This is a genomic window from Streptomyces viridochromogenes DSM 40736 (genome assembly GCF_000158955.1).
GTDB lineage: Bacteria > Actinomycetota > Actinomycetes > Streptomycetales > Streptomycetaceae > Streptomyces > Streptomyces venetus.
Genome location: NZ_GG657757.1, coordinates 4,088,739 through 4,115,200 on the forward strand (window position 1 = coordinate 4,088,739; position 26,462 = coordinate 4,115,200).

Below are 26,462 nucleotides of genomic sequence, written 5' to 3' on the forward strand. Positions count from 1 at the left end.
ACTTTCACCGCCCTGCATGATGGACCCATGCGAGCAGTGGTGCAGAGGGTGGACGGCGCGAGCGTCGTCGTGGACGGCGAGACGGTGGGCGCGATCGAGGGCGAGGGGCTGTGCGTCCTGGTCGGCGTCACCCATGAGGACACCAAGGAGAAGGCGGCCCAGCTGGCCCGCAAGCTCTGGTCGATCCGCATGCTGCACGACGAGAAGTCGTGCAGCGACGTCGACGCCCCGCTCCTGGTGATCAGCCAGTTCACGCTCTACGGCGACGCCCGCAAGGGCCGCCGCCCCACCTGGAACGCCGCCGCCCCCGGCGACGTCGCCGAACCGCTGGTCGACGAGGTGGTCGCCCAGCTGCGCTCGCTGGGCGCGACGGTGGCGACGGGCCGCTTCGGCGCGGCGATGAGGGTATCGCTCACGAACGACGGCCCGTTCACCGTGCAGATCGAAATCTGACCCGAAAGGTCTACAAGCGTCAAAGCGCTACGGCTCGACGACGACCTCCTGGGCGGCGGCCGTGTCGCCGGCCACCAGGGGCGCGTCCACGGCCACGTTCCGCTTCACCAGGGCGAGGGCGACCGGACCGAGCTCGTGGTGGCGTGCGGAGGTCGTGATGAAGCCGATCTTCCGGCCGTCAGGGCCGTCGTCCGCGAGCCGGACCTCGGTGCCGGCGGTCGGCAGATGGACCTCGCTGCCGTCCAGGTGCAGGAAGACCAGCCGGCGCGGCGGCTTGCCCAGGTTCTGCACCCGGGCGACCGTCTCCTGGCCCCGGTAGCAGCCCTTCTGCAGGTGCACCGCCGAGCCGATCCAGCCCAGCTCGTGCGGGATGGTGCGGTGGTCGGTCTCGAAGCCGAGCCGGGGCCGGTGCTGCTCCACGCGCAGCGCCTCGTGGGCCAGGATCCCGGCGGGCGGCCCGGCCTGTTCGGCGAACGCCTCCAGGTCGGCGCGCGGCAGGAACAGGTCACGGCCGTACGGCGTCTCCCGTACGACGGCACCCTCCGGGACGTCGGCGATGGAGCCGGCCGGCAGGTGCACCACCGCGGTGTCGGCCGTGCGGTCGGCGACCTCGACCTTGTAGAAGAACTTCATCGACTCCAGGTACGCGATCAACGCCTCCTGGGTGCCCGGCTCCACATGGGCCCAGACCGTCTCGCCGTCGTCGACGAGGTACAGCGCGTGCTCGATGTGGCCGTTCGCGGAGAGGATCAGCGCCTCGGTCGCCCGGCCCACCGGGAGCTCGCTGACGTGCTGGGTGAGCAGCAGGTGCAGCCAGGCGAGCCGGTCGTCGCCGGTGACGGCGACGACTCCGCGGTGCGAGAGGTCCACGAAGCCGGTGCCGTCGGCGAGGGCGCGCTGCTCGCGGAACAGGTCACCGTAGTGGGCCGCGACACCTTCGTCCGCGCCCTCGGCGGGGACGGCGCCGGGCAGGGTCAGCAGGGGGCTCTTCATACTTCTAAGCCTACGACTCGGTAGTTGAAGCCTTCAGTGTGCAGTCCTCGCACCGGCCGAAGATCGCGAAGTGCTTCATGTCGGTGTCGAAGCCGAACGTCTGGCGCAGCTTGTCGGTGAACTCGGCGGCCACGGAGACGTCCGCCTCGATGACGTTCTGGCAGTCGCGGCACACCAGGTGGAGGTGGTGGTGCCGGTCCGCGAGGTGGTACGTCGGCGCCCCGTGCCCCAGATGCGCGTGGCTGACCAGCCCGAGTTCCTCCAGGAGCTCCAGCGTCCGGTACACCGTGGAAATGTTGACCCCCGACGCCGTCTTCCTCACTTCCACGAGGATGTCGTCGGGGGTCGCGTGCTCCAGGGTGTCCACGGCTTCGAGCACGAGTTGCCGCTGCGGGGTCAGCCGGTAGCCGCGCTGCCGCAGATCGCTCTTCCAGTCGGTGCTCACCACACCCCTGAGTCTAGGACTACTTGAAGAAAGCGATGCCGTCGTCCGGCATGTCGTCGGGCAGGGCCTTGGCCCAGCGCTCGACGTCCTCCGGGGTGACGACCTTCTTCAGGTGGGCCGACATGTAGGGGCGCAGCTCGACCTCGGGGGTCTGCTTCTCGCCGACCCACATCAGGTCGCTCTTGACGTAGCCGTACAGCCGCTTGCCGCCGCTGTAGGGCTGGGAGGCGGCCGTCCGGGCGACGGCGTCCGTCACCAGGTCGATCTGCGGCTTCTGGTCGGCCAGCTCGCCGTACCAGATCTCGATGACGCCGTCGTCGCGGGTCATCGTCACCTCGACCTTGCGCTCGGCGTCGATCCGCCAGAAGCCGTACTCGGACTCCAGCGGCCGGACCTTGTTGCCGTCGTTGTCCAGGACCCAGGAGTGGGAGTGGTACTCCAGGAAGTCCCGGCCGTCGTGGGTGAACGTGACCTCCTGCCCGAAGTTGCACTTCTCGGAGCCGGGGAAGTCGTGCACGCCGGCACCCGCCCAGTTGCCGAGCAGGAAGGCGAGCGGGACGAGGTCCTTGTGAAGGTCGGACGGGATCTCGATCATGGGAACTTCCTAGACGTGGGTCAGCGCTGGCCCTGGTACAGCTTCTTCACGGTCAGTCCGGCGAAGGCGATGACGCCGACGGCGACCAGGACCAACAGGATTTCGAAGAAAAGCTCCACGGGGTGCTCCTTGAGCGGGGTGCGGATGTGTGCACAGGGCCGGCCCCAGCTTACGCGGGCGCTTTCGGCACTACGATTCCGGCTATGGCGAAGAAGCTGGTGATCAAGGTGACGGCGGGGGCCGACGCCCCCGAGCGGTGCTCGCAGGCGTTCACGGTGGCGGCGGTGGCCGTGGCCAGTGGTGTCGACGTCTCCCTGTGGCTGACCGGCGAGTCCGCCTGGTTCGCGCTGCCCGGCCGGGCGGCCGAGTTCGAGCTGCCGCACGCGGCCCCGCTGCCCGATCTGATCGAGTCGGTCATGGCGGCCGGCCGCATCACCCTGTGCACGCAGTGCGCGGCCCGCCGGGAGATCACGGAGAAGGACGTCATCGAGGGCGTCCGCATCGCGGGCGCGCAGGTCTTCGTCCAGGAGTCCCTGGCGGACGACACCCAGGCGCTCGTCTACTGAGTCTGCCGGTCCGTCTCCGTGTGGAGGCAGAAGGGGTGGCCCGCCGGGTCCAGGAGCACCCGGACACCGGCCTGCGGCTGGAACGCGGCGAGCCTCGCCCCCTCGGCGACCGCACGGGCCGTCTCCGCCGCCAGGTCGTCGACCTCGATGTCGAGGTGGATCATCATCTGCTGCCGGTCCGGCGCGCTCGGCCAGAGCGGCGGGCGGTAGGCCGGTTCCGTCTGGAAGGACAGCCCCGTACCGCCGTCGGGCGGCCGGATGTGCACCCAGTCCTGCCCTTCCTCCCCGCGCCACACCCGCCAGCCGGGCAGCAGCCGCAGATAGAAGTCCGCCAGTGCGCGGGCGTTCGGTGCGTCCAGGGTCGCCGCTGTCAGTCTCATGGGGCCGGGATACCCGCCGGACGAGAGAAGACGCCGGTCACCTCGGCCGCTTCTTGCCGTCCAGTTCGTCCCACCACTCGTCGGACTGGGGGTCGCCGGACGGGTCGTCCCACCAGCGGTCGTCGGGGCCCCGGCGGTTCGCGACCATCGCCGCGAGGGGCGGGATGACCATGGCGACGACGCACATCCCGACGGCCACGGGGATCGACCAGAGCCGCACGACGCCCCAGGCCAGGACGAACAGCCCGATGCAGCCGCCCATCATCGCGAAATAGGTGCGCCGGCGTCGTGCGTACATGTTTCCAGCGTAGGTCCGGGCACGCCGAAGGGCCGCACCCCAGGTGTCCAACCCGGGGGGTGCGGCCCCTCCTGGCCCTGTCGCCGTCAGACGGCGATCGCGACCTCAGCCAGTCCGCCCTGCTGGGCGACGACCGTGCGGTCGGCGGTGGCGCCGGGCACGAGGGCACGGACGGTCCAGGTGCCCTCGGCCGCGTAGAAGCGGAACTGTCCGGTCGCCGAGGTCGGCACCTCGGCCGTGAACTCGCCGGTCGAGTCCAGCAGACGGACGTAGCCCACCACGGGCTCGCCGTCCTTGGTCACCTGACCCTGGATCGTGGTCTCACCGGGCTTGATCGTCGAGGCGTCGGGGCCGCCGGCCTTCGCTCCACACATGTCGTTCTCCTGAAGGGGGTGATGAGAGGTCGGTCGGGAGGTCTTACTTGTTGGCGCCGAGCTCGATCGGCACGCCCACCAGGGAGCCGTACTCGGTCCAGGAGCCGTCGTAGTTCTTGACGTTCTCCACGCCGAGCAGCTCGTGCAGCACGAACCAGGTCAGCGCGGAGCGCTCACCGATGCGGCAGTAGGCGATGGTGTCCTTGGCCAGGTCGACGCTCTCCTCGGTGTAGAGCTCCTTGAGCTCGTCGTCCGACTTGAAGGTGCCGTCGTCGTTGGCGTTCTTGGACCACGGGATGTTGCGGGCGCTCGGCACGTGGCCGGGGCGCTGGGACTGCTCCTGCGGCAGGTGGGCCGGGGCGAGCAGCTTGCCGGAGAACTCGTCGGGCGAGCGCACGTCGACGAGGTTCTGCGAACCGATGGCGGCCACGACGTCGTCGCGGAAGGCGCGGATGGACGTGTCCTGGGCCTTGGCCTTGTAGTCCGTCTTCGGGCGCTCCGGCACCTCGTCGCCGGCGACCAGCTCGCGGGCGTCGAGCTCCCACTTCTTGCGGCCGCCGTCGAGGAGCTTGACGTTGTCGTGGCCGTACAGCTTGAAGTACCAGTACGCGTACGAGGCGAACCAGTTGTTGTTGCCGCCGTACAGGACCACGGTGTGGTCGTTGGCGATGCCCTTCTCCGACAGGAGCTTCTCGAAGCCCTCCTGGTCGACGAAGTCACGGCGGACCGGGTCCTGGAGGTCCTGGGTCCAGTCGATCCGGATGGCGTTGCGGATGTGGTTCTTCTCGTAGGCGGACGTGTCCTCGTCCACCTCGACGATGGCGATGGTCGGGTCGTCCAGGTGCTCCTGGAGCCAGTCGGCGTCAACCAGGACGTCGTTGCGGCTCATGCTTCTTCTCCTCCGGGGCAGTTACGGCGGGGCGTGCGAGATCTGCAGGGCGCACCCTTGAGGCAGGGCGGCGCACGGGTGCCCGTGATGCGGGGCTGGGGGATGCGCGCGCCGGCGCAGCAGCCGACGCGGTCGCTCAGAAGGTGCGACAGAGCATGGCGGCGACGCGGCACAGGTCTACTGCCCGCCGCTTCGTGAGATCCGCCTGTCGCTTCATGCCCTCGATCGTAGGGACGGTCAGGCGCACGTGTCACCGTTGTGTCGCATATTGAGACGGGATGGTCCGCGATGTGGGATCAGACGGGTATGCGGGGGCTCAGGACGAGGATCGTCGCCGAACGTATCGGCCGTCACATCTGAGCTGCGGACGCCACTGTCTCGCCCACCGGACACCGCTGGTCCGCCGCCTTGCGCCTTCCTACCCGGCCAGGCGGACGTTGGAACCCTTCACGGTGATCTCCACGCCGTCCGGCGCAGCCTGCACCTTGTCCAGCTCGATGCCGCCGGGCAGGCCGTCGATCTTCTGCTGGAAGTCGGTGATCGCCCGGACGCGGTTCTCGGCGATGTCGACACCGCCGAACTTGGGCAGGCCGTCGGCCTTCACGCGCACGGTGCCGTCGACGACCGTGACCGTGCTGAGCACGGAGACCGGCTCCGGCAGCTTGGTGCCGAGGACCGTGGCCTCGACGGTGACCTTGATCTTGCCGTTGCCGCCGTCGGAGAGGCCGACGACGTTGGCGGTGACGCCCGGGGCGACCTGGGTGGGCTCCGACTTCGCGGTCTTCAGCAGCTCGTCGTAGGCGATGGTCGCGGTGCCGGTGGCGCTGGTCGCGGTGGCGGAGCTGTAGTCGCCGGAGAACTCGACGCCCTTCATGTCGGCGCGGAGGTCGTCGATACGGATCTTCTGGGCGCTGTCGCCGTTGCCCGCGGCGGCCTCGTAGTTCTGGATGCCGACCTGGATGTCGTCGAGGGAACCGCCGGCGACCTGGGTGAGGAACGGGAAGCCCTTGATGGACACGTCGGGGGTGCTGGCGAGGTTCTCGGTGGTCTTCAGGCGGTCCGCGGCCTCGTCCTCGGCGAAGTTGACGGCGACGCGGTCGGCGATGACGAAGAGTCCGCCCAGGATCACGACGACGATCAGCAGTATTCGCAGTGCGCGCATGCGGTGTTTCCCCCACCGGTCCGGTGTTCGACGACCCGGTGGCCGTCCCTTGCGTGAGGGTAACCCTGTGGAGGGTGGGGGGTCGGGATTGTGGATCATCTGTGACAGGGGGCGCACGGCGTTGGGGCTGGGGGCGGGGGGTTGCGCAGCCCGGCGGTGCAGGGTGCCGCTGCGCCCACCCGTGCCGCCCCCAGCGGCACGACTGCCCGCAGCTGGGTCTACGCCAGCGCCCTGCCCAGGATGTAGACCGCCGGGGCCGCCGCTGCCAGGGGGAGGGCCACGCCTGCGGTGAAGTGGACGAAGCGGGACGGGTAGTCGTAGCTGGCGACCCGGTGGCCGATCAGGGCGCAGGCCGCGGCGCCCGCGCCGAGGAGGGCGGCCGGTGTGCCCAGGTCCGTCAGCGTGCCGACCGCGATGCCCGCGCCGGCGCCCGCGAGCAGTGCCACCACCACCGACGCCGGAGTCGGCAGCGGCAGGGCACGGGCCAGGACCGCGACGGCCACGCCGACCGCGCCCACGGTCACCGCGTCCGCGTCCGCCGCCAGGTACCCGCCCGCGACGATCGCCAGCGCCGACGCCGCGACCGTCGCCATCAGGCCGTACATCCGCTCGTCCGGGTCGGCGTGCGACCGCAGTTGCAGGACCAGCGCCAGCAGCACCCACACCCCGAGCGTGCCCAGGATCGCGGCGGGCGAGCGGCCCGACACGAGCAGTGCCGCGTCCGCGGCCAGCGCCCCGGCGAAGCCCAGCGCGATGCCCTGCCGGGCCGGCCACATCCCGTTCAGCCGGAACCAGCCCGCCGCGGTGACGGCCTGGAGGGCGACGAGCGGCACGAGGAGCGCGTACGTCCCGACCGCCGCCGCGCCCGCCAGCAGCAGCCCCAGCAGCGCCGTGAGCGCGGCCGGCTGCATCCCCGGCTCGATGATCGGCGAGCGCCCCTCCGCCCGCGCCCGTTGGGCGTCCGTGATCCGCGCGTTCCCGCCGACAGTGGCGGGACCGTACTCGGAATCGGGGGCGGGGGCGGCAGCGGGAGCGGGTTCACCGGCGGGCGGAGCCGCGTATCCCTGCGGCGGCAGGTACGCCGTCTCCTCCGCCGACGTCACCGGTGCGGACACCGGCTGGTGCGTCTGGGTCTCCCAGGTCTGCCCCTGCCACTGCTGGGTGTACTGCTGAGCGGCGTACGGATCCTCGTACGGCTGCTGGTACCCCTGGTTCGGGTACGGCTGCTGGGGATACGCCTGGTTCGGCCCGTACCCCTCGTACGGTCCGCCGTTCCCATACGGCTGGTCGGTCATCGTCACCCTCCTGCGAACGGCGGGAGCACCTCGACCGTGCCGCCGTCGGCCAGCCGTACCGTCTCATGCCCGCGGGTGCCCACGGGGTCACCGTCGACGAGGAACGAGCAGCGCCGCAGCACGCGCTCCAGCTCACCGGGGTGTCGCCCGCGCACCCCGTCGAGCGCCTCGGCGAGCGTGGCCGCCTCGTACGGCTCCTCGGCCACCCCGGCCGCGGCCTTGGCGGCGGCCCAGTAGCGCACCGTGACCTTTGGCATCTGCTTCCTCAATCGCACAGTCACAAGGGACTCACCTGACGGTGGACCCCGTCAGGCTAGCCCGCCCGGCCGACGACCCACGCCGCGATCCGCTCCAGCAGGCCGTCGCTCGCCGCGTGCTCGGCATGCCCCATGCCCGGCTCCAGCCACAGTTCGCCCTGGTCACCGGCGGCCGCGGCGAGCATCCGCGGATGGTCGAGGGGGAAGTAGCCGTCGGCGTCGCCGTGCACGATCAGCAGCGGGGTCGGTGCGATCCTCGGGACCGCCTGCACCGGCGAGAGCGGGACCGGGTCCCAGTCCCGGTGGTGGATCCGCGTACCGAAGCCGTACCGGCCCACCATCCGCCCCTCGGGCCGCGTCACCAGCCAGTGCAGCCGCCGCATGGGGGCGGTGCCCCGGTAGTACCAGCGGGCCGGGGCGCTGACCGACACCACCGCGTCCGTGTCCCGGGGGTGCAGCGCCGCGTGCCGCAGCACCACCGAGCCGCCCATGGAGAACCCGACCGTGCCCACGCGCGCGTGCCCGAGTTCCCGCGCCCACCGCACCGCCGCCGCCAGGTCGAGCACCTCCCGGTCCCCGACCGTGGACCGCCCGCCGGACGCCCCGTGCCCCCGGAAGGAGAACGTGACGACGGCCCCGTACCGGGCGAAGGCCTGCGCCACGCGCCGCACGTGCGGCCGGTCCACCGCGCCGGTGAAACCGTGGGCGACGACGAACACGGAGTGATCGGCAGGCGTCCGGGAGGCGTCGCGCACGACGGTGCCCGGGTCGTATACGGCGTCGATCGTCACGCCGTCGGAGGCGCGCAGAAAAGTCCGCAAAGGTGTCCGCACATGCGTTCCCCCGGTTGTCTCACAGTGCGGACGAACCGTGGATCGCGCCACATGACCTGCCGGTCCAGAGCTCATGTGGGCTATTCTGCTGGGCAGAGGACTCGGGCAACGTAGCCCCCGGGTCCTTTTGTGCTTTCGGAAGCGTTGTATACGAAGCGGGAAACCGCAGGTGTACGGGGCCTTCGGGATCGCAGAGCTGTGCTGTTGCCAACAAACGTCCTCGCAGGGACCGAGGAGGAACCAGACGTATGAGTTCTCTGCTGCTCCTGACCAACGCCCTCCAGCCGTCGACGGAGGTGCTCCCCGCGCTCGGCCTGCTCCTGCACAATGTGCGAGTGGCCCCCGCGGAGGGCCCCGCGCTCGTCGACACCCCGGGTGCCGACGTCATCCTCGTCGACGGCAGGCGCGACCTGCCACAGGTCCGCAGCCTGTGCCAGCTGCTGCGCTCGACCGGACCCGGCTGTCCGCTCGTCCTCGTCGTCACGGAGGGCGGTCTCGCCGCCGTCACCGCGGACTGGGGCATCGACGACGTCCTCCTCGACACCGCGGGCCCCGCGGAGGTCGAGGCCCGGCTGCGGCTGGCCATGGGCCGGCAGCAGATCGTCAGCGACGACTCCCCCATGGAGATCCGCAACGGCGACCTGTCGGTCGACGAGGCGACGTACTCCGCCAAGCTCAAGGGCCGGGTCCTCGACCTGACCTTCAAGGAGTTCGAGCTCCTGAAGTACCTCGCGCAGCACCCCGGCCGGGTCTTCACCCGCGCCCAGCTGCTCCAGGAGGTCTGGGGCTACGACTACTTCGGCGGTACACGCACGGTCGACGTGCACGTACGACGCCTGCGCGCCAAGCTCGGGCCCGAGCACGAGTCGCTGATCGGCACCGTCCGGAACGTCGGTTATCGATTCGTTACGCCGGAGAAGGTGGAGCGCGCCGCCGAGGAGGCGAAAGCCAAGGCCGCCATGGCGAAGCGGGACGACGCGGACGAGTCGGCCGCCCTGGACGCCGGGAAATCCCGCGCCGAGGCTTAAAGAGACGCGAAAACGCGGCATGAGGATCGAACGGTAATCTCAATATCGCCGGGAAATCCTACGGAAGCTCCTTTCCGCCCTGCCCAGGCCCGGTATATCCGCGTAGACTCCGCGCGTGGCAAAGGTGACTCGGGATGATGTGGCGAGACTGGCAGGGACTTCCACTGCCGTGGTCAGTTATGTCATCAACAACGGACCCCGGCCGGTCGCCCCGGCCACGCGCGAGCGTGTCCTCGCCGCGATCAAGGAGCTGGGGTACCGGCCGGACCGGGTCGCCCAGGCGATGGCGTCCCGGCGTACGGACCTCATAGGCCTGATCATCCCGGACGCGCGCCAGCCCTTCTTCGGGGAGATGGCGCACGCGGTCGAACAGGCCGCCTCCGAGCGCGGAAAGATGGTCCTCGTCGGCAACACCGACTACGTGAGCGAGCGCGAGGTCCACTACCTGCGCGCCTTCCTGGGGATGCGGGTCTCGGGACTGATCCTCGTCAGCCACGCGCTGAACGACCAGGCCGCCGCCGAGATCGAGGCCTGGGACGCCCGGGTCGTGCTGCTGCACGAGCGGCCCGAGGCCATGGACGACGTCGCCGTCGTCACCGACGACCTGGGCGGCGCCCAGGCCGCCGTCCGTCACCTGCTGGAGCACGGCCACGCGTACGTGGCCTGTATGGGCGGCATCGCCGAGACCCCCGCGGTCGGCGACCCGGTCTCCGACCACGTCGAGGGCTGGCGGCGCGCGATGGACGAAGCCGGCGTCTCCACGGAGGGCCGCCTCTTCGAGGCCCTCTACAACCGCTACGACGCCTACCAGACCGCCCTGAAGATCCTCTCCGGCCCCGACCGGCCGCCGGCGATCTTCTGCTCCACCGACGACCAGGCGATCGGCCTCCTGCGCGCGGCGCGCGAGCTGCGCATCGACGTCCCCGGCGAGCTGGCGGTGGCCGGCTTCGACGACATCAAGGAGGCGGCGCTGACCGACCCGCCCATGACGACGATCGCCTCCGACCGCTCCGCGATGGCCCGCTCGGCGGTGGACCTCGTCCTCGACGACGGTCTGCGCGTGGCGGGGGCACGCCGGGAGCGGCTGAAGGTGTTCCCGTCACGCCTGGTGATCCGCCGGTCCTGCGGCTGCCCCTAGAACCCTGCCCGAGGACCCCGCCCGGGCGGCTTTATATCGGGCATACGAGGTTCTGTCGGGCTTCTCAGGGAGCACTCAGGAAGCTCTCATGGTCGGGCGACAAGCTCTGAGACATGACCGAGAGCTTCCACCGCAGTGGCGAGAACCAGAACCCTTACGAGGGTCAGCAGCAGGCCCCGGTGAACCCCGAGTGGCCGCCCCCGCCGGCGTACACCCCGGCACAGGCTCCGACTTCGACTTCGGCTCCGGCTCCGGCTCCGGCTCCGGCTCCGAGGAAGCGCCCCCGGGGCCCGGTGGCCCTGCTCGCCGCCGTGGCGATCGTCGCCGCGGCGGTCGGCGGCGGCACCGCCTACGGCATCCAGGAGCTGACCGGCAACGACACCGTCGCCTCCAGCTCCACCAGCACCAACGTGGTGCCGTCCAGCCAGAAGGGCACCACGTCCGGCGTCGCCAAGGCGGTCAGCCCGAGCATCGTCGAGATCAGCGCCGACTCCAACGCCGGTTCCTCCACCGGCTCCGGCGTGATCATCACCGGTGACGGCGAGATCGTCACCAACAACCACGTCGTCTCCGGCGCCTCCCAGATCAAGGTGACGACCAACGACGGCAAGTCGTACACCGCGAAGGTAGTCGGCACCGACAGCAAGAAGGACCTGGCGCTGATCAAGCTGGAGAACGCCTCCGGCATGAAGGCGGCCACGCTCGGCGACTCCTCCGGTCTCCAGGTCGGCGACCAGGTCGTGGCGATCGGCTCCCCCGAGGGGCTGTCCGGCACCGTCACCAGCGGCATCATCTCGGCCCTCGACCGTGACGTCACGGTCCCCACCGACGAGGGGCAGGGCCAGCAGCAGTGGGGGCAGGGCCAGGGACAGGGGCAGGGCGGTGACCAGTGGCCGTTCGAGTTCGGCGGGCGGCAGTTCAACGGCGACACCGGCTCCGACACGACGACGTACAAGGCGCTCCAGACCGACGCGTCACTCAACCCGGGCAACTCCGGCGGCGCGCTGATCGACATGAACGGCAACATCATCGGGATCAACTCCGCGATGTACTCGCCGACGGGCCAGGCCTCCTCGTCCTCCAGCGCCGGCAGCGTCGGACTGGGCTTCGCCATACCGATCAACACCGTCAAGGCCGACCTCGCGAAGCTGCGGGCCGGTGCGACCGACTGAGAACCACGGGCCCCAGGAGCGAGGAGCAAGGCGATGATCCAGCAGGTCGCGCACACGGAGCCGGGCGGAGACGCGGCGGGAGTGAGGCTGGCACTGGCGGTGGCGTACGAGCTGCACGCGCCGGCGGGGCGGGCTCCGGAGGTGGCGCCCGCCGCGCCCCGCGCGCCCCGCAGGGCCGCCACCGCGAAGCGGGCCAGGCGCCGCAGCGCACGCGGCTGACACTCCTCCCGGCTCACCCCGCCGCCGTGCGAGGCTGAGAGCGTCAGTGCGCCCCTCCCCTTCCCACCCCGAGGACCCCGACCCATGAGCCCCGCAGACGGCGACCGTGACCCCCAGCGCATCCTGATCGTCGACGACGAGCCGGCGGTACGCGAAGCACTCCAGCGCAGCCTCGCCTTCGAGGGGTACGGCACGGAGGTCGCCGTCGACGGCGCGGACGCCCTGGACAAGGCCGCGGCCTACCGGCCCGACCTGGTCGTCCTCGACATCCAGATGCCCCGCATGGACGGCCTGACCGCCGCCCGCCGCATCCGCGCCACCGGCGACACGACACCCATCCTGATGCTCACCGCCCGCGACACGGTCGGGGACCGGGTGACCGGACTGGACGCGGGCGCCGACGACTACCTGGTCAAGCCCTTCGAACTCGACGAACTCTTCGCCCGTATCCGCGCCCTGCTGCGCCGCAGTTCCTACGCGGCCGCCATGGGCGCGGGCAGCCCGGCCGACGAGGACGCCCTCACCTTCGCCGACCTGCGCATGGACCTCGCGACGCGCGAGGTCACGCGGGGCGGCCGCCAGGTGGAGCTGACCCGCACGGAGTTCACGCTCCTGGAGATGTTCCTGACGCACCCGCGCCAGGTGCTGACCCGGGAACAGATCCTCAAGGCGGTCTGGGGCTTCGACTTCGAGCCGTCGTCCAACTCCCTCGACGTCTACGTGATGTACCTGCGCCGCAAGACCGAGGCGGGCGGTGAGCCGCGCCTCGTCCACACGGTGCGGGGCGTGGGTTACGTGTTGCGGCAGGGCGGCGCGGAGTGAACAAGGCCGTACGCCGGTTCCGCTCCCTGCCGATCCGGTCCCGGCTGGCGCTGCTGGTGGCGGCGGCGGTGGCGTTCGCCGTGGCGGCGGTGTCGGTGACCTGCTGGTTCATCGTGCAGGGGAAGCTGTACGACCAGGTGGACGGGGACCTGAAGTCGTCGTTCCGCACGATTCAGGCGGACGACTTCGACGCGCTGACGAAGACGTGTCCCCAGAAGCCGTCGAACACCCTCGGCGGAGCGCCGCGGCCGCAGACCTACGCGCAGGTGGTCAGGTCCGACGGCAGGGTCTGCCTGTTCAGCAATCTCATGCCCCAGGTGAAGGTCACGAGCAGCGACAAGAACGTGGCCAAGAACCCCGACCCCACCAAGATCAGTCTGCGCAACGGCACCGACAGCGACGGCAACTCGGTGCGCGTGCTGACCACGGCCGTCGTCGTCAAGGACGGCCCGTTCCAGCAGGGCGTGGCCGCCGACTACGCCCTGGTCATCGCCGTGCCCCTGAAGGGAACGGAGTCCACACTCAACGAACTGGCGCTGATCCTCCTGCTGGTCTCCGGCGTCGGGGTGATGGGCGCCGGGGCGGCCGGTCTGATGGTGGCCCGGGCGGGTCTGCGCCCGGTCGACAAACTCACGGAGGCCGTCGAGCACGTGGCCCGCACGGAGGATCTGGACGTCCGCATCCCCGTGGACGACGCCAGCGAGGACGAGGTGGCCCGCCTGTCCCGCTCCTTCAACTCGATGACCTCCGCCCTGGCCAGCTCCCGCGACCTCCAGCAACAGCTCATCGCGGACGCCGGCCACGAACTCCGTACGCCGCTCACCTCGCTCCGCACCAACATCGAACTCCTCACCCGCAGCGAGGAGACGGGCCGCCCCATCCCCGAGGCGGACCGCAAGGCCCTGCTCGCGTCGGTGAAGGCACAGATGACGGAGCTGGCGGCGCTCATCGGCGACCTCCAGGAACTGTCCCGGCCGGACACCGGCCAGCACGCGGGCCGGACGCAGATCGTCGCCTGGCACGACACCGTCGAGTCGGCGCTGCGGCGGGCGCGGCTGCGGGGCCCGGAGCTGACGATCACGGCCGACGTCCAGCCCTGGTTCGTGCGCGCCGAGCCGTCCGCGCTGGAGCGGGCGGTGGTCAACATCCTGGACAACGCGGTGAAGTTCAGCCCGGAGGGCGGCACGGTCGAGGTGCGCCTGTCCCAGGGTGTCCTGACGGTCCGCGACCACGGCCCGGGCATCCCCGCCGACGAACTCCCCCACGTCTTCGACCGCTTCTGGCGCTCCCCGAGCGCACGGGCGATGCCGGGCTCGGGGCTCGGCCTGTCGATCGTGGCGCGGACGGTGCAGCAGGCCGGGGGCGAGGTGTCGCTGTCCCGCGCCGAGGGCGGGGGCACGGTGGCGACGGTACGGCTTCCGGGGGCACCTCTGCCGCCGCCGGAGGACCCGGCCCTCGCCGCGGAATAGGACGGATCCGGCATCGAGATATCGTGGTGTGTCGGAATGTCGGACTCTCCGGCTCCCGGGCGAGAAGGGTGACGCATGGCCGCGACGGCGGGACTGGACCAAGGTGAGCTGATCGAGGTGTTCAAGGCCCTAGGCAACCCCGCCCGGCTTCAGATCATGCGGTGGCTGAAGGATCCCGAGGCGCACTTCGGCGAGTACGAGCCGATCGCGGACCGCCGGTCGGTCGGCGTGTGCGTCACGCACATCCAGGCGAAGGCGGGACTCGCGCAGTCGACGGTCTCCAGCTACATGAGCACGCTCGAGCGTGCCGGACTCGTGCGCCCCACCCGGGTGGGCAAGTGGACCCACTACCGGCGCGACGAGGAGCGGGTGGCACAGCTGGCGCGGGAGATCGGCACCAGCCTCTGACCTGAGCGACCCCGCTAAACAAATTGACGAATCGCGATACGTCGATATGATCTCATCATGTCGACCTTCTCCGCTGCGCCTACCGCGCTGATCGTCCACGCCCACCCCGAGCCCCGCTCCTTCAGCACCGCCCAGATGACGGCCGCGACCGAGTCCCTGCGCGCGGCCGGGTACCGCGTCGACGTGCTGGACCTCTACGCCGACGGCTGGGCCCCGGTCCTCGCCCGCGAGGAGTTCGCGCCGGTGGACGGCCCGTTCAAGCCGCAGGCCGAGCAGATGCGCGCGGTGCGGGAGGGCACCCTCGACGCGGCCGTCAGGGCCCATCTCGACCGGCTGCTCGCCGCCGACCTGCTCGTGCTGTCGTTCCCGCTGTGGTGGTTCTCGCTGCCCGCCGTCCTCAAGGGATGGGTGGACCGGGTCTTCGTGATGGGCGGGGTCTTCGGCGGGGACCACGGGCTGTTCGGGCAGGCCGCGCTCGCCGGGAAGCGCGCGATGCTGCTGTTCACGACCGGCGGGCCCACCGAGTCGTTCCGGCCCGGTGGCGCCTTCGGCCCGATGGACGACTTCCTGTTCCACATCCACCGCGGAATGCTGGAGTTCGTCGGCTTCGAGGTCCTCGAACCGGTGATCACCTACGGCCCGGCCCGCATGACCGACGAGGAACGAGCGGCGGCGCTGGACCAGGTCAGGCAGTCCGTCGCACGGGTCGCGGCGGAGCGCCCGGCCCCTGTGGGCTGAGCCGGGCCGGGCCCCTCACGTCTCCGTCCGGTACATCAGATCCACCTCGTGCGTCACGAACCCCAGCCGTTCGTACACCGACACCGCCGCCAGGTTGTCCGCGTCGACGTACAGCATCGCCGTCGGCAGCCCCCGCCGCGCCAGGTGCCGCAGGCCGATCGTCGTGAGGGACTTGCCGAGTCCGCCGCCCTGGGCGCCGGGGCCGACGCCGAGGACGTACACCTCCCCGAGGCCCTCCTGCGCGTGCACCTTCGTCCAGTGGAAGCCGACGAGTTCGTCGCCGCGGAAGGCGAGGAAGAAACCCGCCGGGTCGAACCACGGCTCGGCCTTGCGGTCGTCGAGGTCCCGCTGGGTGAGGGAGCCCTGCTCGGGGTGGTGGGCGAAGGCGGCGGCGTTCACCGCGAGCCAGGCCGCGTCGTCCCGGCCGGGGACGAAGGGACGGACCGTGACGCCCTCGGGCAGGACCGGCTCGGGCGCGTCGAAGTCGGCCAACGGGCGCCGCATCTGACGCAGTTCACGGAACAGGGTCAGCCCCAGGACCTGGGCGAGATGCCGGGCCGCGGAGTGCCCGCCGTGCGCCCACACCCGCAACCGCTTGCCGGACGCGCCCAGCAGCGCGGAGCCCAGGGCCCGCCCGTGCCCCTGCCCCCGGTGTCCGGGGTGCACGACCAGTTCGGCGGCCGGCGGCTCCACCGGGTCGGTGTCCTCCAGTTGGGCGTAGCCGACGAGTTCGCGTCCCTCGCCGGCCTCGACGGTGAGCAGCAGGTGGGACACGCCCTCGCGCTCCCCGCCCCGCAACTGCAACCGGCCCTGCTCGGACACCGCTTGCTGACCGTCGGTGGCGGCGGCCTCGTCGAGCAGCCGCAGGACGGCCTCGGTCTGTTCCGCGGAGAGCGCGGCATACGTGTCGATCGAGCGGTTACGGCCGGGCCGTACGGTGTCGTCGCTGGTCATGCGTACGAGGGTACGGGGCCCCACGGGCAAATCGGCGGCAAAAGGCAACCAGGATGTAACCACGAAACACCTGTCGCGCTACGCGCGTTGACTCTAGGCTGCGCCGGACGACATCACTGTCCCAGCAGTCACCCAGGGGGGCGAATGCCAGCCACTTCACCCGCAGCGGCGTCGGCGCACCAGGAGCGCCGCAGACGTCGTACGGCCCGTCTCGTCGCTCTCGCCGCCGGTGCCGCCACCGTCGGCGTCCTGGCCGCGGCGGCGCTGCCGGGGTCGGCCTCCGCCGGCGAGGACCACCGCAAGGGCGGCCACTGGCCCGGCCGCTACCAGGACGTCCAGCTGCTGTCCTTCAACGACCTGCACGGCAACCTGGAGCCGCCCGCCGGCTCCTCCGGCCGGGTCACCGAGAACCAGCCCGACGGCACCACGAAGACCATCGACGCGGGCGGTGTCGAGTACCTCGCCACGCACCTGCGCGAGGCCCGCAAGGGCCAGAAGTACTCCGTCACCGCGGCCGGCGGCGACATGGTCGGCGCCTCCCCGCTGATCTCCGGGCTCTTCCACGACGAGCCGACCATCGAGGCGCTGAACAAGCTCGACCTCGACGTCACCTCCGTCGGCAACCACGAGTTCGACGAGGGCGCGGGGGAGCTGGCCCGCCTGCAGAACGGCGGCTGCCACCCGAAGGACGGCTGCTACACGGACGAGAAGTTCCAGGGCGCCGACTTCCCCTACCTGGCCGCCAACGTCCTCGACGAGAAGACGAAGAAGCCGATCCTCAAGCCCTACTGGGTGTGGAAGAAGAACGGCGTCAAGGTCGGCTTCATCGGCGTGACCCTGGAGGGCACCCCGAACATCGTCTCCGCCGACGGCGTCAAGGGCCTCGCCTTCAAGGACGAGGTCGAGACGATCAACAAGTACGCCAAGGTGCTCCAGAAGCAGGGCGTGAAGTCGATCGTCGCCCTCATCCACGAGGGCGGCTTCCCGGCCTCGTCGTCGTACAACTACGACTGCGACTCCCCGGGCGCGGGCGACGGCGTCTCCGGACCGATCGTCGACATCGCCAAGAACGTCACGCCGCAGGTGGACGCGCTGGTCACCGGCCACACCCACAACGCGTACGTGTGCAGCATCGACGACCCGGCGGGCAAGCCCCGCATGGTCACCTCGGCCGCGTCCTTCGGCCGCCTCTACACGGACACCACGCTCACGTACGACCGGAAGACCGGTGACATCGCCCGTACGGCGGTGAAGTCGGCGAACCGCGTGGTCACCCGGGACGTCCCCAAGGCGCCCGACATGACGCAGCTGATCAGCAAGTGGAACACCCTGGCCGCGCCCATCGGCAACCGCGCGATCGGCTACATCTCCGGCGACATCGGCAACACCGGCACCGAGTCCCCGCTCGGCGACCTCATCGCCGACGCCCAGCTCGCCCACGGCAAGCAGCTCGACCCGGAGACCGACCTCGCGCTGATGAACCCCGGCGGCATCCGGGCGCCGCTGACGTACGCGGCGAAGGCCGGTGAGGGCGACGGTGTCGTGACGTACGCCGAGGGCTTCACGGTGCAGCCGTTCGCCAACACCGTGAATCTGCAGACCTTCACGGGCGCGCAGCTGATCCAGGTGCTCAAGGAGCAGGTGAGCGGCGCCAACGCGGCGGCCCCGAAGGTGCTCCAGGTGTCCTCCGGCCTGACCTACACGCTGGACCTCACCAAGTCCGGCGCCGACCGCGTGGTCACCGACAGCGTCAAGCTGAACGGCGCGGCCATCGACCCGGCGGCCACCTACCGCGTCGCGACCAACAGCTTCCTCGCGGGCGGCGGCGACGGTTTCCCGACGCTGGGCCAGGGCACCGGAGACGTCGTGGGCGCCGACGACCTGACCGCGCTGGAGCAGTACATGACGGCCAACTCCTCGGCCACGAACCCGATGACGCCGCCGAAGGCGGACCGCATCGCGATCGTGAAGTAAATCGCATACCTGTGGTTCAGGTTGCGAGCGGGGGCGGTGCGCATGTTCGGATGAGACGATGCGCACCCCCCACCGCATGGACACGCACCACCGCCACGACCAGCCCTCCGAGGGAGCTCACAACCCCTACGAAGAACTCGGCGCCCTCGACGACGGACCTCTGGAGGCGACCCCTCTGCAGGAGTTCCTCGGCGAGGACGCCGAGCAGCCGGACGAGCAGGAGCCTCAGTGGTCGCCACCCGACCACCGCCGGGGCGGACGGCGTAAGCGGAATCGTTTCGCCGGACTGCCTCTCGCCGTGAAGGCGGTGGTGGCCCTCCTCGTGATCGCGGCCTTCGCCGCCCTCGGCGACCGCTGGGCCCTGCTGTACGCCGAGCACCGGGCCGCGGACACGCTCAAGGACCGCCTCGACCTGGCGGCGGCGCCCGAGGTCGAGATCGGCGGTTTCCCCTTCCTCACCCAACTCGCCGACAAGCGGCTGGACTCGGTGAAGGTGACCGTCCCGGACGTCGCCGCCGACCGGGTCTCGCTCGCCAAGGTGTCGGCCACCGCCCACGACATCCGGCTGAACGCCGACGGACTGACCTCCGTGCGCGGCGCGCAGATCCCCCGGTTCGACGGGGACGTCGTGCTGTCCTTCGAGGACCTCAACCGCGAACTCGGTGCCTCCCAGGTGACGTTCACCGGCGAGGGCCGCGACCGGGTGCACGCCGACGGCACCCTGCCGGTCGCCGGCCACGACCTGCGGCTGCGGGCCGAGGCCCGGATCCAGCGCCAGGGCGAGCGGGGCATCGCCACGGAGATCGGCGGGATGCGCCTCGACATCGGCGACCTGGCCACCTACCGCCCCGGCAAGCGCGCCTCGGAGGGCCTGCACCTGACGCCCAAGGCCGGCGCCGACCTCGCCCGCGAGACCCGGAAGGCCAAGGCGCTGCTGTCGGTCCCGGCCATCGTGGAGCGGATGGGCGTGCCCGAGGCGACCGTGCAGGAGGCCCTCGCCGACGACGGCAAGCTCGCCGAGCTGACCGGCACCCCGCGCTTCGCCCGCCAGGCCGAACGCCTCAACCTCATCGACCTGGCCCTGAGCAACCCCGACGTGATGCGCCGCCTGGGTCTCGACCCCGACCTCCTCGACGAGCTGTCCGGCCTGACCCGCCCGGTCCTCGCCGACCGGCTGTCCCTGGCGTTCGAACTGCCGAAGCCGGAGCAGGGGGACGTGCGGCTGCAGGACGTGCGGGTGGGGAAGGACGGCATCCGGGTGCGGGTGTCGGGCTCGGGGCTGTCCGTGGGCGGCTGAGCCGCACGCCGTGCGTGGACGGCCGTTCGCGCAGCGGAGCGTGCCCGAAAGTCTGGCCCCCGGGCACTGCCGTGCCCCGCACCCGCCGCGGAGACTGGCGGGGTACGCCCGGACCGAGATGAGGATGATGCGGATGCGCAGGCACGGCCGGTCTCCCGAGTCGGAAGCGGACGCGCACGACCACCGGCCCCTCCTCCGGCCGGGTGCGACCGGCCCCGAGGCGGCCCGGCTGGCAGCCGCGGGACGGATGACGCCGGACGCGGCCATGTCCCTCCAGAACTCCGCCGGGAACGCCGCCTTCGTGGCCGTCCAGCGCAGCCCCCAGGGCGGCAACGGTGCCGGCCCCGCCGAGGAGAAGCCCATGGACGGGCTCAGCCGGCTGCGGAGGGCCAACGAGCGGGCGAAGAAACGCGGTCAGGCCGCGCCCACGTACGGCCCCGGACAGAGCCCCTTCGGCCCGTACACCGTGAACAAGGGCCGGGGCGCCGGCCCGTACATCACGTCGAACAAGAAGACCCAGCACCCGGGCAGCGAGGACCTCGGGACCACGTACACCGAGCTCGTCCAGGCCCTGGACGCCGAGCACGAGCCCATGGTCGCGGCCGCCGTGCGCGGCGAAGCCCTGGACGAGGAACTCCTCGCCGGCATGAGCGCCACGCAGAAGCGGGCCGCCGCCATGCTCTACGGGGTCATGAAGGAGTCCGAGGAGCGCAGGTTCCCGGGGGCCGGCAAGGCCATGCGCAGCGCGCTGACCAAGCAGGGCGACCCCTACCACGAGGCGGAGGAGTTCGACGAGGACTTCCCGATGGCCAAGGTCGGCGGCGCGCGCTTCTACGAGGACGTGCTGGCCGGGAAGAAGCAGCTCTCCCAGAAGGCCCGCCAGAACCTGGAGGACATGTCGTCGTCGTCCTCGGACGGAGAGAAGTCCTCCTGAGGCCGCTGGGCCCCGCGGGTCCCTGGGTGAAACTTTGTGTGCAGAAGTGTTGACCTCTGTTCGAGTCCCCTTCTAGTTTCGTGCTCCACTGAGCGGTCCGACCGTGACCGCTCGCCTTCGCACTGCTCAGAAGGGGATGTCGTGTCTCAAAAGAACCATCGCGGGACAGCTTGCGCGGGGGCGCTGCTGGCCTGCGTCACGGCATTCGGCGGAGCTCTCGCTTCCCCCGCTGCCGCCTCGCCGGCCTCCCGTCCCGCCACACCGCCGCCCGTCAGCGACTTCAAGGGCGTCAACTGGGCCGACCCGCGCGACAACTACGCGCATGACGCGGTCGTGCCCTCGGGCCTCGCCACCTCCGACAGCTACGCCACCACCTACGCCAAGTCCAAGGCGATCATCGGCGGCTTCGCCGAGCTCGGCGCCAACACGGTCCGCCTCCCGGTCAACCCGACCTCTGTGAACGGACCCTTCTGGAAGTCGTACCGGGGCGCGATCGACGCCGCCACCGCCCAGGGCTTCAAGGTCATCCTGGGCTACTGGGAGGCCGACAACGCCAAGGACGGCAAGATCGACGACCAGGCCTCCTGGAACCAGATGTGGGCGCGGATCACCTCCGCCTACAACGGCAACTCCAAGGTGTACTTCGAGCCGATGAACGAGCCGTTCGGCTACACCGCCGAGGAGTGGACCGACATCGCCGCGAAGTGGGTGACCGCCCACGCCAACGTGCCCCGCGACCGGGTCCTCATCGGCGGCTACAAGTACAGCGAGGACGTCAAGCCCGTCTGCGCCGACCCGCGCCTCAAGGGCGTCCGCCTCGCCCTGCACAACTACGGCTTCTGGCACACCGACTGGACCAGCGTCGACCAGTGGAAGGCGGACTTCAAGTCCCGTATCGGCGACTGCGCCTCGCGCACGATCCTCGACGAGTTCGGCGCCTCGATGACCACCGGCCTCGACTACAACGGCCCGGTGGGCAGCTCCAACGAGATCGCCTACATACAGGCCGCGACCGACACCATCCGGGAGCTGGGCCTCGGCTCGGTCTACTGGCCCGGCCTGCGCAACGGTGACACCTACTCCCTCACCACGCTCCAGGGCACGGGCACCGACCTCAGCCTGACCGTGAACAACCAGAGCGGCCTGGACCGGCTGCACTACGCCTGGAAGCAGTAAGGATCTCCAAGGATCACCATGGTGGCCCTTCCGGGTTCGGCGCCGCTCGTCAGCCGAACCCGGAAGGGAGCCGTCAGGACGCCGAAGGCGTCCAGCCCGCGAGCCAGTCCGCGACCTCCTGGTCGGCGGCCTGCGCATCGCTCAGATGCGGACGGTTGCTGCTCGCACTCCCCGCCCCGGCGCCGGTGTTCCTGTACTCGGCGAACCGGTCGTCCTTCCACGAGAAACCGCTCATGTCGGTCCACGGCGTGGACTTGACCGCGGCACTGAGGCTCGTGTTGCGGACCGTGGTCTGCGGGTCGAGCGAGGCGTCACCGCCCGCGTGCCAGGGCCGGCCGAGGTAGAAGCTGCCGTTCGACACGTCGCCGTTCACCGTGGAGTTGGCGATCAGGATGCCCTTGCGGTTGGCGGCGGTGCTCGGAGCGGTGACATACCCGGCCGAGGTGCCGTCCCAGCGCTTCTTCAGCGTGATGACGGACTTGTCGACGACGGCCGTGGCCCGCCCGAAGATGAAGTCGACGTTCCCGATGACGTACGAGTCGCTGACGTAGACCCGGCCCAGCTTGTCCTTGGCGGCGGTGTCGACGAGCAGCGTGTCCTGGTCACCGCTGACGATGACCCCGTCCAGGAACACCTTGTCGGCGGCGGTCCGCAGCGCGACGGCCTGGTGTCCGCTGAGGCTCTGGTTGGCCTTCTCGTCGAAGTCGTTGGAGATGGTCAGGTTCCGGGCCTGGAAGTCGTCGGCCTCGACGGCGACGGTGGCGCTGCCGCCGGTGCCGTACGTACCGCCACCGGGCTTGGGCGTACCGGCCGCGTTGTTGTAGACGATCGTCGTGTCCTTGCGGCTCCCGCCCGTGCCCTGAATGGTGACGTGCGGCTTGTTGGCCAGCACCTTCACCAGTTCCCGGTACGTCCCCGGCTTCACGGCGATCACGACCCGCGACGGATTGTTCGCCGGCACGGCGTTCACGGCGGCCTGCACGGTGCGGTACTGACCACTGCCGTCCGCCGCGACGGTCAGGGTGGTGGCGGCAGCGGCCTTGGTGGCGGCGGCCGTCGTACCGATGGTGGCACGGGGCCCGGCACCGGACCTGAGGACCGACGGCACATCGGCGGCCTGGTCGAGGGCGTAGGCGTAGTAGGCCTTGGGATCGAAGGCGGTCCCGCCGCTCTCGTTCCTTCCGCTGGTCCCGGAGAAGACGCTGCCGCGCTGCACGACGGCCGCGCCACCGTCCTTGATGACGGGGTTCTTGATGCCCTGGAAGTAGGAGTTCTCCAGGACCATCTTCGTCGCGCCGCGCGAGTAGTTGCCGTACGAGGAGCCGATGTCCGTGCCCGGGGCGTCCTCGAGGAAGTTGTTGTAGAGGTGGGCGTGGGCGGCGTTGTCGGTGGACGGGTTGCGCTGCTCGGTCTCGCGGATCCAGTTGTGGTGGATGGTGATGTCCGTCTTGACGTTCTCGGTCCAGCCGATGCCGAACGTCTTGTTGTTGTCGCTCAGCTTGTTCCAGGAGACGGTCACGTTCGTGCTGTCCTTGCGGACGTCGATCAGCCCGTCGGCCATGTGCCGCAGATCGTTGTGATCGATCCAGACGTGATGCGCGCCGTCCATCTGGAGGGCGTCGAAGTCGTGATCCTTGTCGTTCCAGATCCCTTGATACGAGTCCCGGATGGTCAGGTTCCGGATGATCACGTTGTGCACGCCCTGGCCGAGGAAGAACCCGCCGCCCACGAGGTGCCCGGAGGTCCCCTGACCCACGATGGTCTTGTCGGACTGCACCTTGATCTCTTTGCCGACCGGGTTCATGTCGATGGTCCCGGCGACGACGATGACGTACGGCTCGGCGGCGGTCGCGTACTTCTCCAGGTCGGCGAGCGTCTTCACCGTGACGGTCTTGCCGCCCCGGCCGCCGTACGTCCCGTTCTGCCCGAGGGAGTTGACGGAGGCGAACCCGTCGGCGGTGTCGGCGGCCCAGGTGGGGACGGCTTCCGCCGCCGAGGCCTGTCCGAGGACGCCGAGGTCGGTGATGCCGTAGGCGAGGGCGCCGGCGGCGGTCAGGGCCAGCGGGACTCCGGCCGCCAGGGCGGTGCGGCTTCTGCGGTGACGATGACGGGCCTTGCTGCGCGGCTCACTCATGCGGCGATCCGATCCGTGTGGGGGAATGACCGCTGACCAGTCGCCGCCCCACACGGAAAGGTTGCCGGGGTATCTCACCTACTGGGTGCAGGACTTCGGATCGAGCTTCTCCTCGACCTTGTCCTCCCGGCCGTCGGGCTGGCCGTCGGGGAGGAGCTTGTCGGAGATGCCGTCTATGTAATACCCGTGCGAGTAGATGGTCTGGTAACCCCGGTCACGCCAGCTGTGGACGGTCTTCTCCCCGTCCCCCTTGTCCCACTGGTAGTCCTCGACCTGGAAGACGGGGTTCACGCGCACCACGCGCTGGTACGGCGTCCAGGTGACGGCGACCTGCCGACAGGGCGGAATGGTCTTCTCACTCCGGGTCTCGAACTTGGACTCCTTCTCCCAGCCCCACTCGTACCCTGCGCTGCCGCCGACGGTTCCGCTGAAGATGCTCTTGGCGAGGGAGAGGCTGATGGTGCCGCCGACGCTCTTCTTGGCGAAGGTCTTGGTGCTGTAGCTGCTGACGAAGGTCTCCTTGTCGTCGGCCGAGCCTTTGTTCCCGATCCACCGGGACGTACGGACGGTGTCGCCCTTGATGGACCAGGTGGACGCCTCGGCGTACCCGCACCAGCCCCGGAACAGCTCCCAGGGCCCGGCGGGCTTCCACAGCCCGAAGACGTCCCGCAGGTACTCGTCCTGGGTCTTGAACTCACCGGTGTCGACGTTCAGGGCGCCGTAGACGCCGGTCAGGCTCGTCTCCTGACCGCAGAGCCGCTCGATCATCCGGTCGGTGTCCCCGGGGTCGACACCCCGGATGTCGGTCGCCCCGGCGGGGCCGGCGGTGGCGGTCCCCGCGCCGGCCAGGAGACCGGTTATGGCGAGGGCGGTGGTGGCTGCAACTGTGCTGATTTTTTTGAGAGTTGACGTGCGAATGAGACGCATGTGGGGGGCTCACTCCTGCTTGCGGTTCTGTGACGGCAGTGAAGATGTCAGAGCAGGGGCAGGAGTTTGCGCTACTGATGGGTACGACAGGACATTGACAGCTGGGAGGGGGTCATGTCCTGCCTTATCGGACCCTGCTGTGGCAGGAGGACGGCAGTGCTGTGGCCTACACGGAGGGTGACAGCAGCGGGCTGTTGCTGGACGATCCAGAGGAAGTTCTGCACCACCGCTTGTCCTACGATCTGCTGCGGGATCTGGCGCTGTCCCGTCGGACTCGCTGACGTTCATCAGGGACGTACTGGAGGAGCACAGATCATGAAGCTCACCTGGCGCAAGTCCAGCTACAGCGACGGGGGCGACAACAACTGCCTCGAGGTCTCCGACGACCACCCCGGCATAGTCCCGGTCCGCGACAGCAAACTCCCCCACAGCCCGATACTCGTGTTCGGCACGAGCCCCTGGGCGTCGTTCCTGGCCGGCGTCAAGGACGAGAGCTCGGTGCTGCGTGGTAGACCTGCCGCCCGTGGTCATCGCCCGGCCTGGTTCCGGTCAGGCTGCCGGGGTGGCCAGGACGGCCTTGGCGGCCAGCCGGAGATTCCTGATCATTGGGTTCGGGTCGCCCTTGCGGCTGACCAGGACGACCTGGCTGGGGGGAGCGCCCTCGATCGGGACGGTGACGAGGTTGGGACGCAGTGAGCTACGCCGATCGCCGACCGGTAGGACGGCGATCGCCTCGCCACTCGCGACGAGTTCGAGCTTGTCCTCGTAGCTCTCGATCGGCGGCACGCCGGCCCCGAGGATCCGGTAGGAAGTCCAGTCTGCGGTCTCGAACGCACACGGCGCCGCCTCTTCGCCGGCCAGTTCTTCCGCGGTCACCGACGCGCGGTCGGCCAAGGGATGGCCGCGGGGGACCACAAGCATCCGGGGCTCCTCGTACAGCGGGGTGGTGAACACGTCGTCGGCGGCGAGCGGCAGCGGGGCCCGCGCGATCAGGGCGTCGACGCGCTTGTCGGGCAGTGCGCCGACGTCGCCGCAGCTCATGTACCGGGTGGCGATCTCGGCGTCCGGGTGACGGCGGCGCAGTTCCCGTACGGCGGCAGTGATCACCAGGTCTTCGACGTAACCGATGGTGATTCGTTCGGTCTGGGCTTGTTCACGCACGGCCAGTTCGGCCTGGCGGGCGGCCTGCAGCAGGGCTTGGGCCCGGGGGAGGAATGTCTGGCCGGCCGGAGTGAGCCGGGTGCCCTGGGGGGTGCGGTCCAGCAGTCGTGTGCCGAGATATTTCTCGAGCCGTTGGATCTGGCGGCTCAGCGCCGGCTGGGCTACGTGCAGGTCGGCGGCGGCCCGGCCGAAGTGCTGGTGCGCCGCCACCACGGTGAAGTAGCGCACGAGCCGCAGTTCCAGGTCCTGTCCGAGATCGTTCACCCTTGCAGGGTACGCGTCATGCCGTTTCGGAATGATCAGGTTGCCGAACCGGTCTTGGACGGCCATGCCATCCCGGGCTTTGACTGAAGGAGCAACGTTTCCCTGAG

The 26,462-nt window shown here is 70.2% G+C and carries 31 protein-coding genes and 1 pseudogene; 16 read left to right on the forward strand and 16 right to left on the reverse strand.

Features of this window, described 5'->3' with window-relative positions; all coding sequences use genetic code 11:
• Positions 1-27 precede the first annotated feature (27 nt).
• A complete protein-coding gene (gene dtd / locus SSQG_RS17920) occupies positions 28-453 on the forward strand; it encodes a D-aminoacyl-tRNA deacylase (RefSeq protein ID WP_003991219.1) in 426 nt (141 codons plus the stop codon).
• Positions 454-480: 27 nt separating this feature from the next.
• Here the strand turns inward: dtd and SSQG_RS17925 are convergent, their stop codons facing one another.
• Genes SSQG_RS17925 through SSQG_RS17935 form a run of 3 tightly spaced genes read right to left on the reverse strand, consistent with a single transcriptional unit; the run spans position 481 to position 2,486 of the window.
• Positions 481-1,446 (reverse strand): YgfZ/GcvT domain-containing protein, encoded by a 966-nt coding sequence (locus tag SSQG_RS17925; protein ID WP_003991220.1) that lies wholly within the window; start codon positions 1,444-1,446, stop codon positions 481-483.
• Positions 1,447-1,456: 10 nt separating this feature from the next.
• Entirely contained in the window at positions 1,457-1,894 is a 438-nt protein-coding gene (locus SSQG_RS17930) for a Fur family transcriptional regulator (protein ID WP_003991221.1), read from the reverse strand.
• A gap of 16 nt (positions 1,895-1,910) precedes the next feature.
• Positions 1,911-2,486 (reverse strand): FABP family protein, encoded by a 576-nt coding sequence (locus SSQG_RS17935; RefSeq protein ID WP_003991222.1) that lies wholly within the window; start codon positions 2,484-2,486, stop codon positions 1,911-1,913.
• A gap of 203 nt (positions 2,487-2,689) precedes the next feature.
• Between SSQG_RS17935 and SSQG_RS17945 the strand changes: the two genes are divergently transcribed.
• Entirely contained in the window at positions 2,690-3,052 is a 363-nt protein-coding gene (locus tag SSQG_RS17945) for a DsrE family protein (protein ID WP_039933015.1), read from the forward strand.
• Here the strand turns inward: SSQG_RS17945 and SSQG_RS17950 are convergent.
• The 9 genes from SSQG_RS17950 to SSQG_RS17985 all read right to left on the reverse strand — a co-directional run bounded on the left by SSQG_RS17950 (position 3,046) and on the right by SSQG_RS17985 (position 8,615).
• On the reverse strand, positions 3,046-3,432 hold the full coding sequence (locus SSQG_RS17950) for a VOC family protein (RefSeq protein WP_003991224.1): 387 nt from the start codon (positions 3,430-3,432) through the stop codon (positions 3,046-3,048). The two genes, SSQG_RS17945 and SSQG_RS17950, sit on opposite strands and share 7 nt — an antisense overlap.
• A gap of 37 nt (positions 3,433-3,469) precedes the next feature.
• A complete protein-coding gene (locus SSQG_RS17955; protein ID WP_039933016.1) occupies positions 3,470-3,730 on the reverse strand; it encodes a DUF3099 domain-containing protein in 261 nt (86 codons plus the stop codon).
• Between the two features lie 86 nt (positions 3,731-3,816).
• Positions 3,817-4,104 (reverse strand): DUF1416 domain-containing protein, encoded by a 288-nt coding sequence (locus SSQG_RS17960; RefSeq protein WP_003991226.1) that lies wholly within the window; start codon positions 4,102-4,104, stop codon positions 3,817-3,819.
• A 43-nt stretch (positions 4,105-4,147) separates the two neighbouring features.
• Entirely contained in the window at positions 4,148-4,993 is an 846-nt protein-coding gene (locus SSQG_RS17965; protein ID WP_003991227.1) for a sulfurtransferase, read from the reverse strand.
• 136 nt (positions 4,994-5,129) lie between these two features.
• Complete coding sequence (locus SSQG_RS44010) at positions 5,130-5,210, reverse strand: putative leader peptide (RefSeq protein WP_350310325.1); 81 nt, start codon at positions 5,208-5,210, stop codon at positions 5,130-5,132.
• A gap of 201 nt (positions 5,211-5,411) precedes the next feature.
• Positions 5,412-6,155: an LmeA family phospholipid-binding protein gene (locus SSQG_RS17970; protein ID WP_003991228.1), complete on the reverse strand. Its 744-nt coding sequence runs from the start codon at positions 6,153-6,155 to the stop codon at positions 5,412-5,414.
• Between the two features lie 218 nt (positions 6,156-6,373).
• Complete coding sequence (locus tag SSQG_RS17975) at positions 6,374-7,450, reverse strand: hypothetical protein (RefSeq protein ID WP_039933018.1); 1,077 nt, start codon at positions 7,448-7,450, stop codon at positions 6,374-6,376.
• A 2-nt stretch (positions 7,451-7,452) separates the two neighbouring features.
• Complete coding sequence (locus SSQG_RS17980) at positions 7,453-7,707, reverse strand: MoaD/ThiS family protein (protein WP_003991230.1); 255 nt, start codon at positions 7,705-7,707, stop codon at positions 7,453-7,455.
• A gap of 56 nt (positions 7,708-7,763) precedes the next feature.
• Positions 7,764-8,615, reverse strand: a complete 852-nt coding sequence (locus SSQG_RS17985) for an alpha/beta hydrolase (protein WP_003991231.1) — start codon at positions 8,613-8,615, stop codon at positions 7,764-7,766.
• Positions 8,616-8,788: 173 nt separating this feature from the next.
• On the opposite strand from SSQG_RS17985, the gene SSQG_RS17990 reads away from it, so the two are divergent.
• The 8 genes from SSQG_RS17990 (at position 8,789) to SSQG_RS18025 (ending at position 15,534) form a co-directional block, all read left to right on the forward strand.
• Positions 8,789-9,568, forward strand: a complete 780-nt coding sequence (locus SSQG_RS17990) for a winged helix-turn-helix transcriptional regulator (RefSeq protein ID WP_003991232.1) — start codon at positions 8,789-8,791, stop codon at positions 9,566-9,568.
• Between the two features lie 115 nt (positions 9,569-9,683).
• A complete protein-coding gene (locus SSQG_RS17995; RefSeq protein WP_003991233.1) occupies positions 9,684-10,706 on the forward strand; it encodes a LacI family DNA-binding transcriptional regulator in 1,023 nt (340 codons plus the stop codon).
• Between the two features lie 113 nt (positions 10,707-10,819).
• Positions 10,820-11,878: a S1C family serine protease gene (locus SSQG_RS18000; RefSeq protein ID WP_003991234.1), complete on the forward strand. Its 1,059-nt coding sequence runs from the start codon at positions 10,820-10,822 to the stop codon at positions 11,876-11,878.
• Between the two features lie 33 nt (positions 11,879-11,911).
• The gene (locus SSQG_RS18005; protein ID WP_003991235.1) at positions 11,912-12,097 is read left to right on the forward strand and encodes a hypothetical protein; all 186 of its coding nucleotides are present in this window, start codon (positions 11,912-11,914) and stop codon (positions 12,095-12,097) included.
• Positions 12,098-12,181: 84 nt separating this feature from the next.
• Entirely contained in the window at positions 12,182-12,919 is a 738-nt protein-coding gene (locus SSQG_RS18010) for a response regulator transcription factor (protein WP_003991236.1), read from the forward strand.
• On the forward strand, positions 12,916-14,388 hold the full coding sequence (locus SSQG_RS18015) for a sensor histidine kinase (RefSeq protein WP_003991237.1): 1,473 nt from the start codon (positions 12,916-12,918) through the stop codon (positions 14,386-14,388). Before SSQG_RS18010 ends, SSQG_RS18015 begins: the two co-directional genes overlap by 4 nt.
• A gap of 75 nt (positions 14,389-14,463) precedes the next feature.
• Entirely contained in the window at positions 14,464-14,796 is a 333-nt protein-coding gene (locus SSQG_RS18020; protein ID WP_039933023.1) for an ArsR/SmtB family transcription factor, read from the forward strand.
• Between the two features lie 57 nt (positions 14,797-14,853).
• Positions 14,854-15,534: an NAD(P)H-dependent oxidoreductase gene (locus SSQG_RS18025; RefSeq protein WP_003991239.1), complete on the forward strand. Its 681-nt coding sequence runs from the start codon at positions 14,854-14,856 to the stop codon at positions 15,532-15,534.
• 15 nt (positions 15,535-15,549) lie between these two features.
• Here the strand turns inward: SSQG_RS18025 and mshD are convergent, their stop codons facing one another.
• The gene (gene mshD, locus SSQG_RS18030) at positions 15,550-16,488 is read right to left on the reverse strand and encodes a mycothiol synthase (protein ID WP_003991240.1); all 939 of its coding nucleotides are present in this window, start codon (positions 16,486-16,488) and stop codon (positions 15,550-15,552) included.
• A gap of 144 nt (positions 16,489-16,632) precedes the next feature.
• Between mshD and SSQG_RS18035 the strand changes: the two genes are divergently transcribed.
• The 4 genes from SSQG_RS18035 (at position 16,633) to SSQG_RS18050 (ending at position 21,869) form a co-directional block, all read left to right on the forward strand.
• Positions 16,633-18,462, forward strand: coding sequence for a bifunctional metallophosphatase/5'-nucleotidase (locus SSQG_RS18035; RefSeq protein WP_003991241.1), 1,830 nt, complete (start codon positions 16,633-16,635; stop codon positions 18,460-18,462).
• Positions 18,463-18,520: 58 nt separating this feature from the next.
• Positions 18,521-19,759 (forward strand): LmeA family phospholipid-binding protein, encoded by a 1,239-nt coding sequence (locus tag SSQG_RS18040; protein ID WP_039933024.1) that lies wholly within the window; start codon positions 18,521-18,523, stop codon positions 19,757-19,759.
• A gap of 133 nt (positions 19,760-19,892) precedes the next feature.
• Positions 19,893-20,693, forward strand: coding sequence for a hypothetical protein (locus SSQG_RS38220; RefSeq protein ID WP_052310299.1), 801 nt, complete (start codon positions 19,893-19,895; stop codon positions 20,691-20,693).
• Positions 20,694-20,834: 141 nt separating this feature from the next.
• Positions 20,835-21,869 (forward strand): glycoside hydrolase family 5 protein, encoded by a 1,035-nt coding sequence (locus SSQG_RS18050; protein ID WP_039933026.1) that lies wholly within the window; start codon positions 20,835-20,837, stop codon positions 21,867-21,869.
• Positions 21,870-21,942: 73 nt separating this feature from the next.
• Here SSQG_RS18050 and SSQG_RS18055 read toward each other — a convergent pair whose 3' ends face one another.
• Together SSQG_RS18055 and SSQG_RS18060 are read right to left on the reverse strand one after the other, a co-directional pair.
• Positions 21,943-24,003, reverse strand: a complete 2,061-nt coding sequence (locus SSQG_RS18055) for a pectinesterase family protein (protein WP_003991245.1) — start codon at positions 24,001-24,003, stop codon at positions 21,943-21,945.
• Between the two features lie 78 nt (positions 24,004-24,081).
• Positions 24,082-24,930 carry a hypothetical protein gene (locus SSQG_RS18060; RefSeq protein WP_003991246.1) on the reverse strand — a complete coding sequence of 283 codons (849 nt, stop codon included), beginning with the start codon at positions 24,928-24,930 and terminating at the stop codon, positions 24,082-24,084.
• A 161-nt stretch (positions 24,931-25,091) separates the two neighbouring features.
• Between SSQG_RS18060 and SSQG_RS42765 the strand changes: the two genes are divergently transcribed.
• Both SSQG_RS42765 and SSQG_RS39260 read left to right on the forward strand, forming a co-directional pair.
• The gene (locus SSQG_RS42765) at positions 25,092-25,211 is read left to right on the forward strand and encodes a hypothetical protein (protein ID WP_244299166.1); all 120 of its coding nucleotides are present in this window, start codon (positions 25,092-25,094) and stop codon (positions 25,209-25,211) included.
• Positions 25,212-25,245: 34 nt separating this feature from the next.
• Positions 25,246-25,416, forward strand: a pseudogene (locus SSQG_RS39260) (DUF397 domain-containing protein); the annotation flags it as partial.
• A gap of 63 nt (positions 25,417-25,479) precedes the next feature.
• On the opposite strand, the gene SSQG_RS18065 reads toward SSQG_RS39260, so the two are convergent.
• A complete protein-coding gene (locus SSQG_RS18065; RefSeq protein WP_003991248.1) occupies positions 25,480-26,355 on the reverse strand; it encodes a LysR family transcriptional regulator in 876 nt (291 codons plus the stop codon).
• Positions 26,356-26,462 lie beyond the last annotated feature (107 nt).

Excerpts from the sequence above, each read along its gene's own strand:
- dtd (WP_003991219.1), top strand. The coding sequence starts at position 28 with ATGCGAGCAGTGGTGCAGAGGGTGGACGGCGCGAGCGTCGTCGTGGAC.
- SSQG_RS17925 (WP_003991220.1), bottom strand. The coding sequence starts at position 1,446 with ATGAAGAGCCCCCTGCTGACCCTGCCCGGCGCCGTCCCCGCCGAGGGC.
- SSQG_RS17935 (WP_003991222.1), bottom strand. The coding sequence starts at position 2,486 with ATGATCGAGATCCCGTCCGACCTTCACAAGGACCTCGTCCCGCTCGCC.
- SSQG_RS17945 (WP_039933015.1), top strand. The coding sequence starts at position 2,690 with ATGGCGAAGAAGCTGGTGATCAAGGTGACGGCGGGGGCCGACGCCCCC.
- SSQG_RS17950 (WP_003991224.1), bottom strand. The coding sequence starts at position 3,432 with ATGAGACTGACAGCGGCGACCCTGGACGCACCGAACGCCCGCGCACTG.
- SSQG_RS17955 (WP_039933016.1), bottom strand. The coding sequence starts at position 3,730 with ATGTACGCACGACGCCGGCGCACCTATTTCGCGATGATGGGCGGCTGC.
- SSQG_RS17960 (WP_003991226.1), bottom strand. The coding sequence starts at position 4,104 with ATGTGTGGAGCGAAGGCCGGCGGCCCCGACGCCTCGACGATCAAGCCC.
- SSQG_RS17965 (WP_003991227.1), bottom strand. The coding sequence starts at position 4,993 with ATGAGCCGCAACGACGTCCTGGTTGACGCCGACTGGCTCCAGGAGCAC.
- SSQG_RS44010 (WP_350310325.1), bottom strand. The coding sequence starts at position 5,210 with ATGAAGCGACAGGCGGATCTCACGAAGCGGCGGGCAGTAGACCTGTGC.
- SSQG_RS17970 (WP_003991228.1), bottom strand. The coding sequence starts at position 6,155 with ATGCGCGCACTGCGAATACTGCTGATCGTCGTCGTGATCCTGGGCGGA.
- SSQG_RS17975 (WP_039933018.1), bottom strand. The coding sequence starts at position 7,450 with ATGACCGACCAGCCGTATGGGAACGGCGGACCGTACGAGGGGTACGGG.
- SSQG_RS17980 (WP_003991230.1), bottom strand. The coding sequence starts at position 7,707 with ATGCCAAAGGTCACGGTGCGCTACTGGGCCGCCGCCAAGGCCGCGGCC.
- SSQG_RS17985 (WP_003991231.1), bottom strand. The coding sequence starts at position 8,615 with ATGAGCTCTGGACCGGCAGGTCATGTGGCGCGATCCACGGTTCGTCCG.
- SSQG_RS17990 (WP_003991232.1), top strand. The coding sequence starts at position 8,789 with ATGAGTTCTCTGCTGCTCCTGACCAACGCCCTCCAGCCGTCGACGGAG.
- SSQG_RS18000 (WP_003991234.1), top strand. The coding sequence starts at position 10,820 with ATGACCGAGAGCTTCCACCGCAGTGGCGAGAACCAGAACCCTTACGAG.
- SSQG_RS18005 (WP_003991235.1), top strand. The coding sequence starts at position 11,912 with ATGATCCAGCAGGTCGCGCACACGGAGCCGGGCGGAGACGCGGCGGGA.
- SSQG_RS18010 (WP_003991236.1), top strand. The coding sequence starts at position 12,182 with ATGAGCCCCGCAGACGGCGACCGTGACCCCCAGCGCATCCTGATCGTC.
- SSQG_RS18020 (WP_039933023.1), top strand. The coding sequence starts at position 14,464 with ATGGCCGCGACGGCGGGACTGGACCAAGGTGAGCTGATCGAGGTGTTC.
- SSQG_RS18025 (WP_003991239.1), top strand. The coding sequence starts at position 14,854 with ATGTCGACCTTCTCCGCTGCGCCTACCGCGCTGATCGTCCACGCCCAC.
- mshD (WP_003991240.1), bottom strand. The coding sequence starts at position 16,488 with ATGACCAGCGACGACACCGTACGGCCCGGCCGTAACCGCTCGATCGAC.
- SSQG_RS18035 (WP_003991241.1), top strand. The coding sequence starts at position 16,633 with ATGCCAGCCACTTCACCCGCAGCGGCGTCGGCGCACCAGGAGCGCCGC.
- SSQG_RS18040 (WP_039933024.1), top strand. The coding sequence starts at position 18,521 with ATGCGCACCCCCCACCGCATGGACACGCACCACCGCCACGACCAGCCC.
- SSQG_RS38220 (WP_052310299.1), top strand. The coding sequence starts at position 19,893 with ATGCGCAGGCACGGCCGGTCTCCCGAGTCGGAAGCGGACGCGCACGAC.
- SSQG_RS18055 (WP_003991245.1), bottom strand. The coding sequence starts at position 24,003 with ATGAGTGAGCCGCGCAGCAAGGCCCGTCATCGTCACCGCAGAAGCCGC.
- SSQG_RS18060 (WP_003991246.1), bottom strand. The coding sequence starts at position 24,930 with ATGCGTCTCATTCGCACGTCAACTCTCAAAAAAATCAGCACAGTTGCA.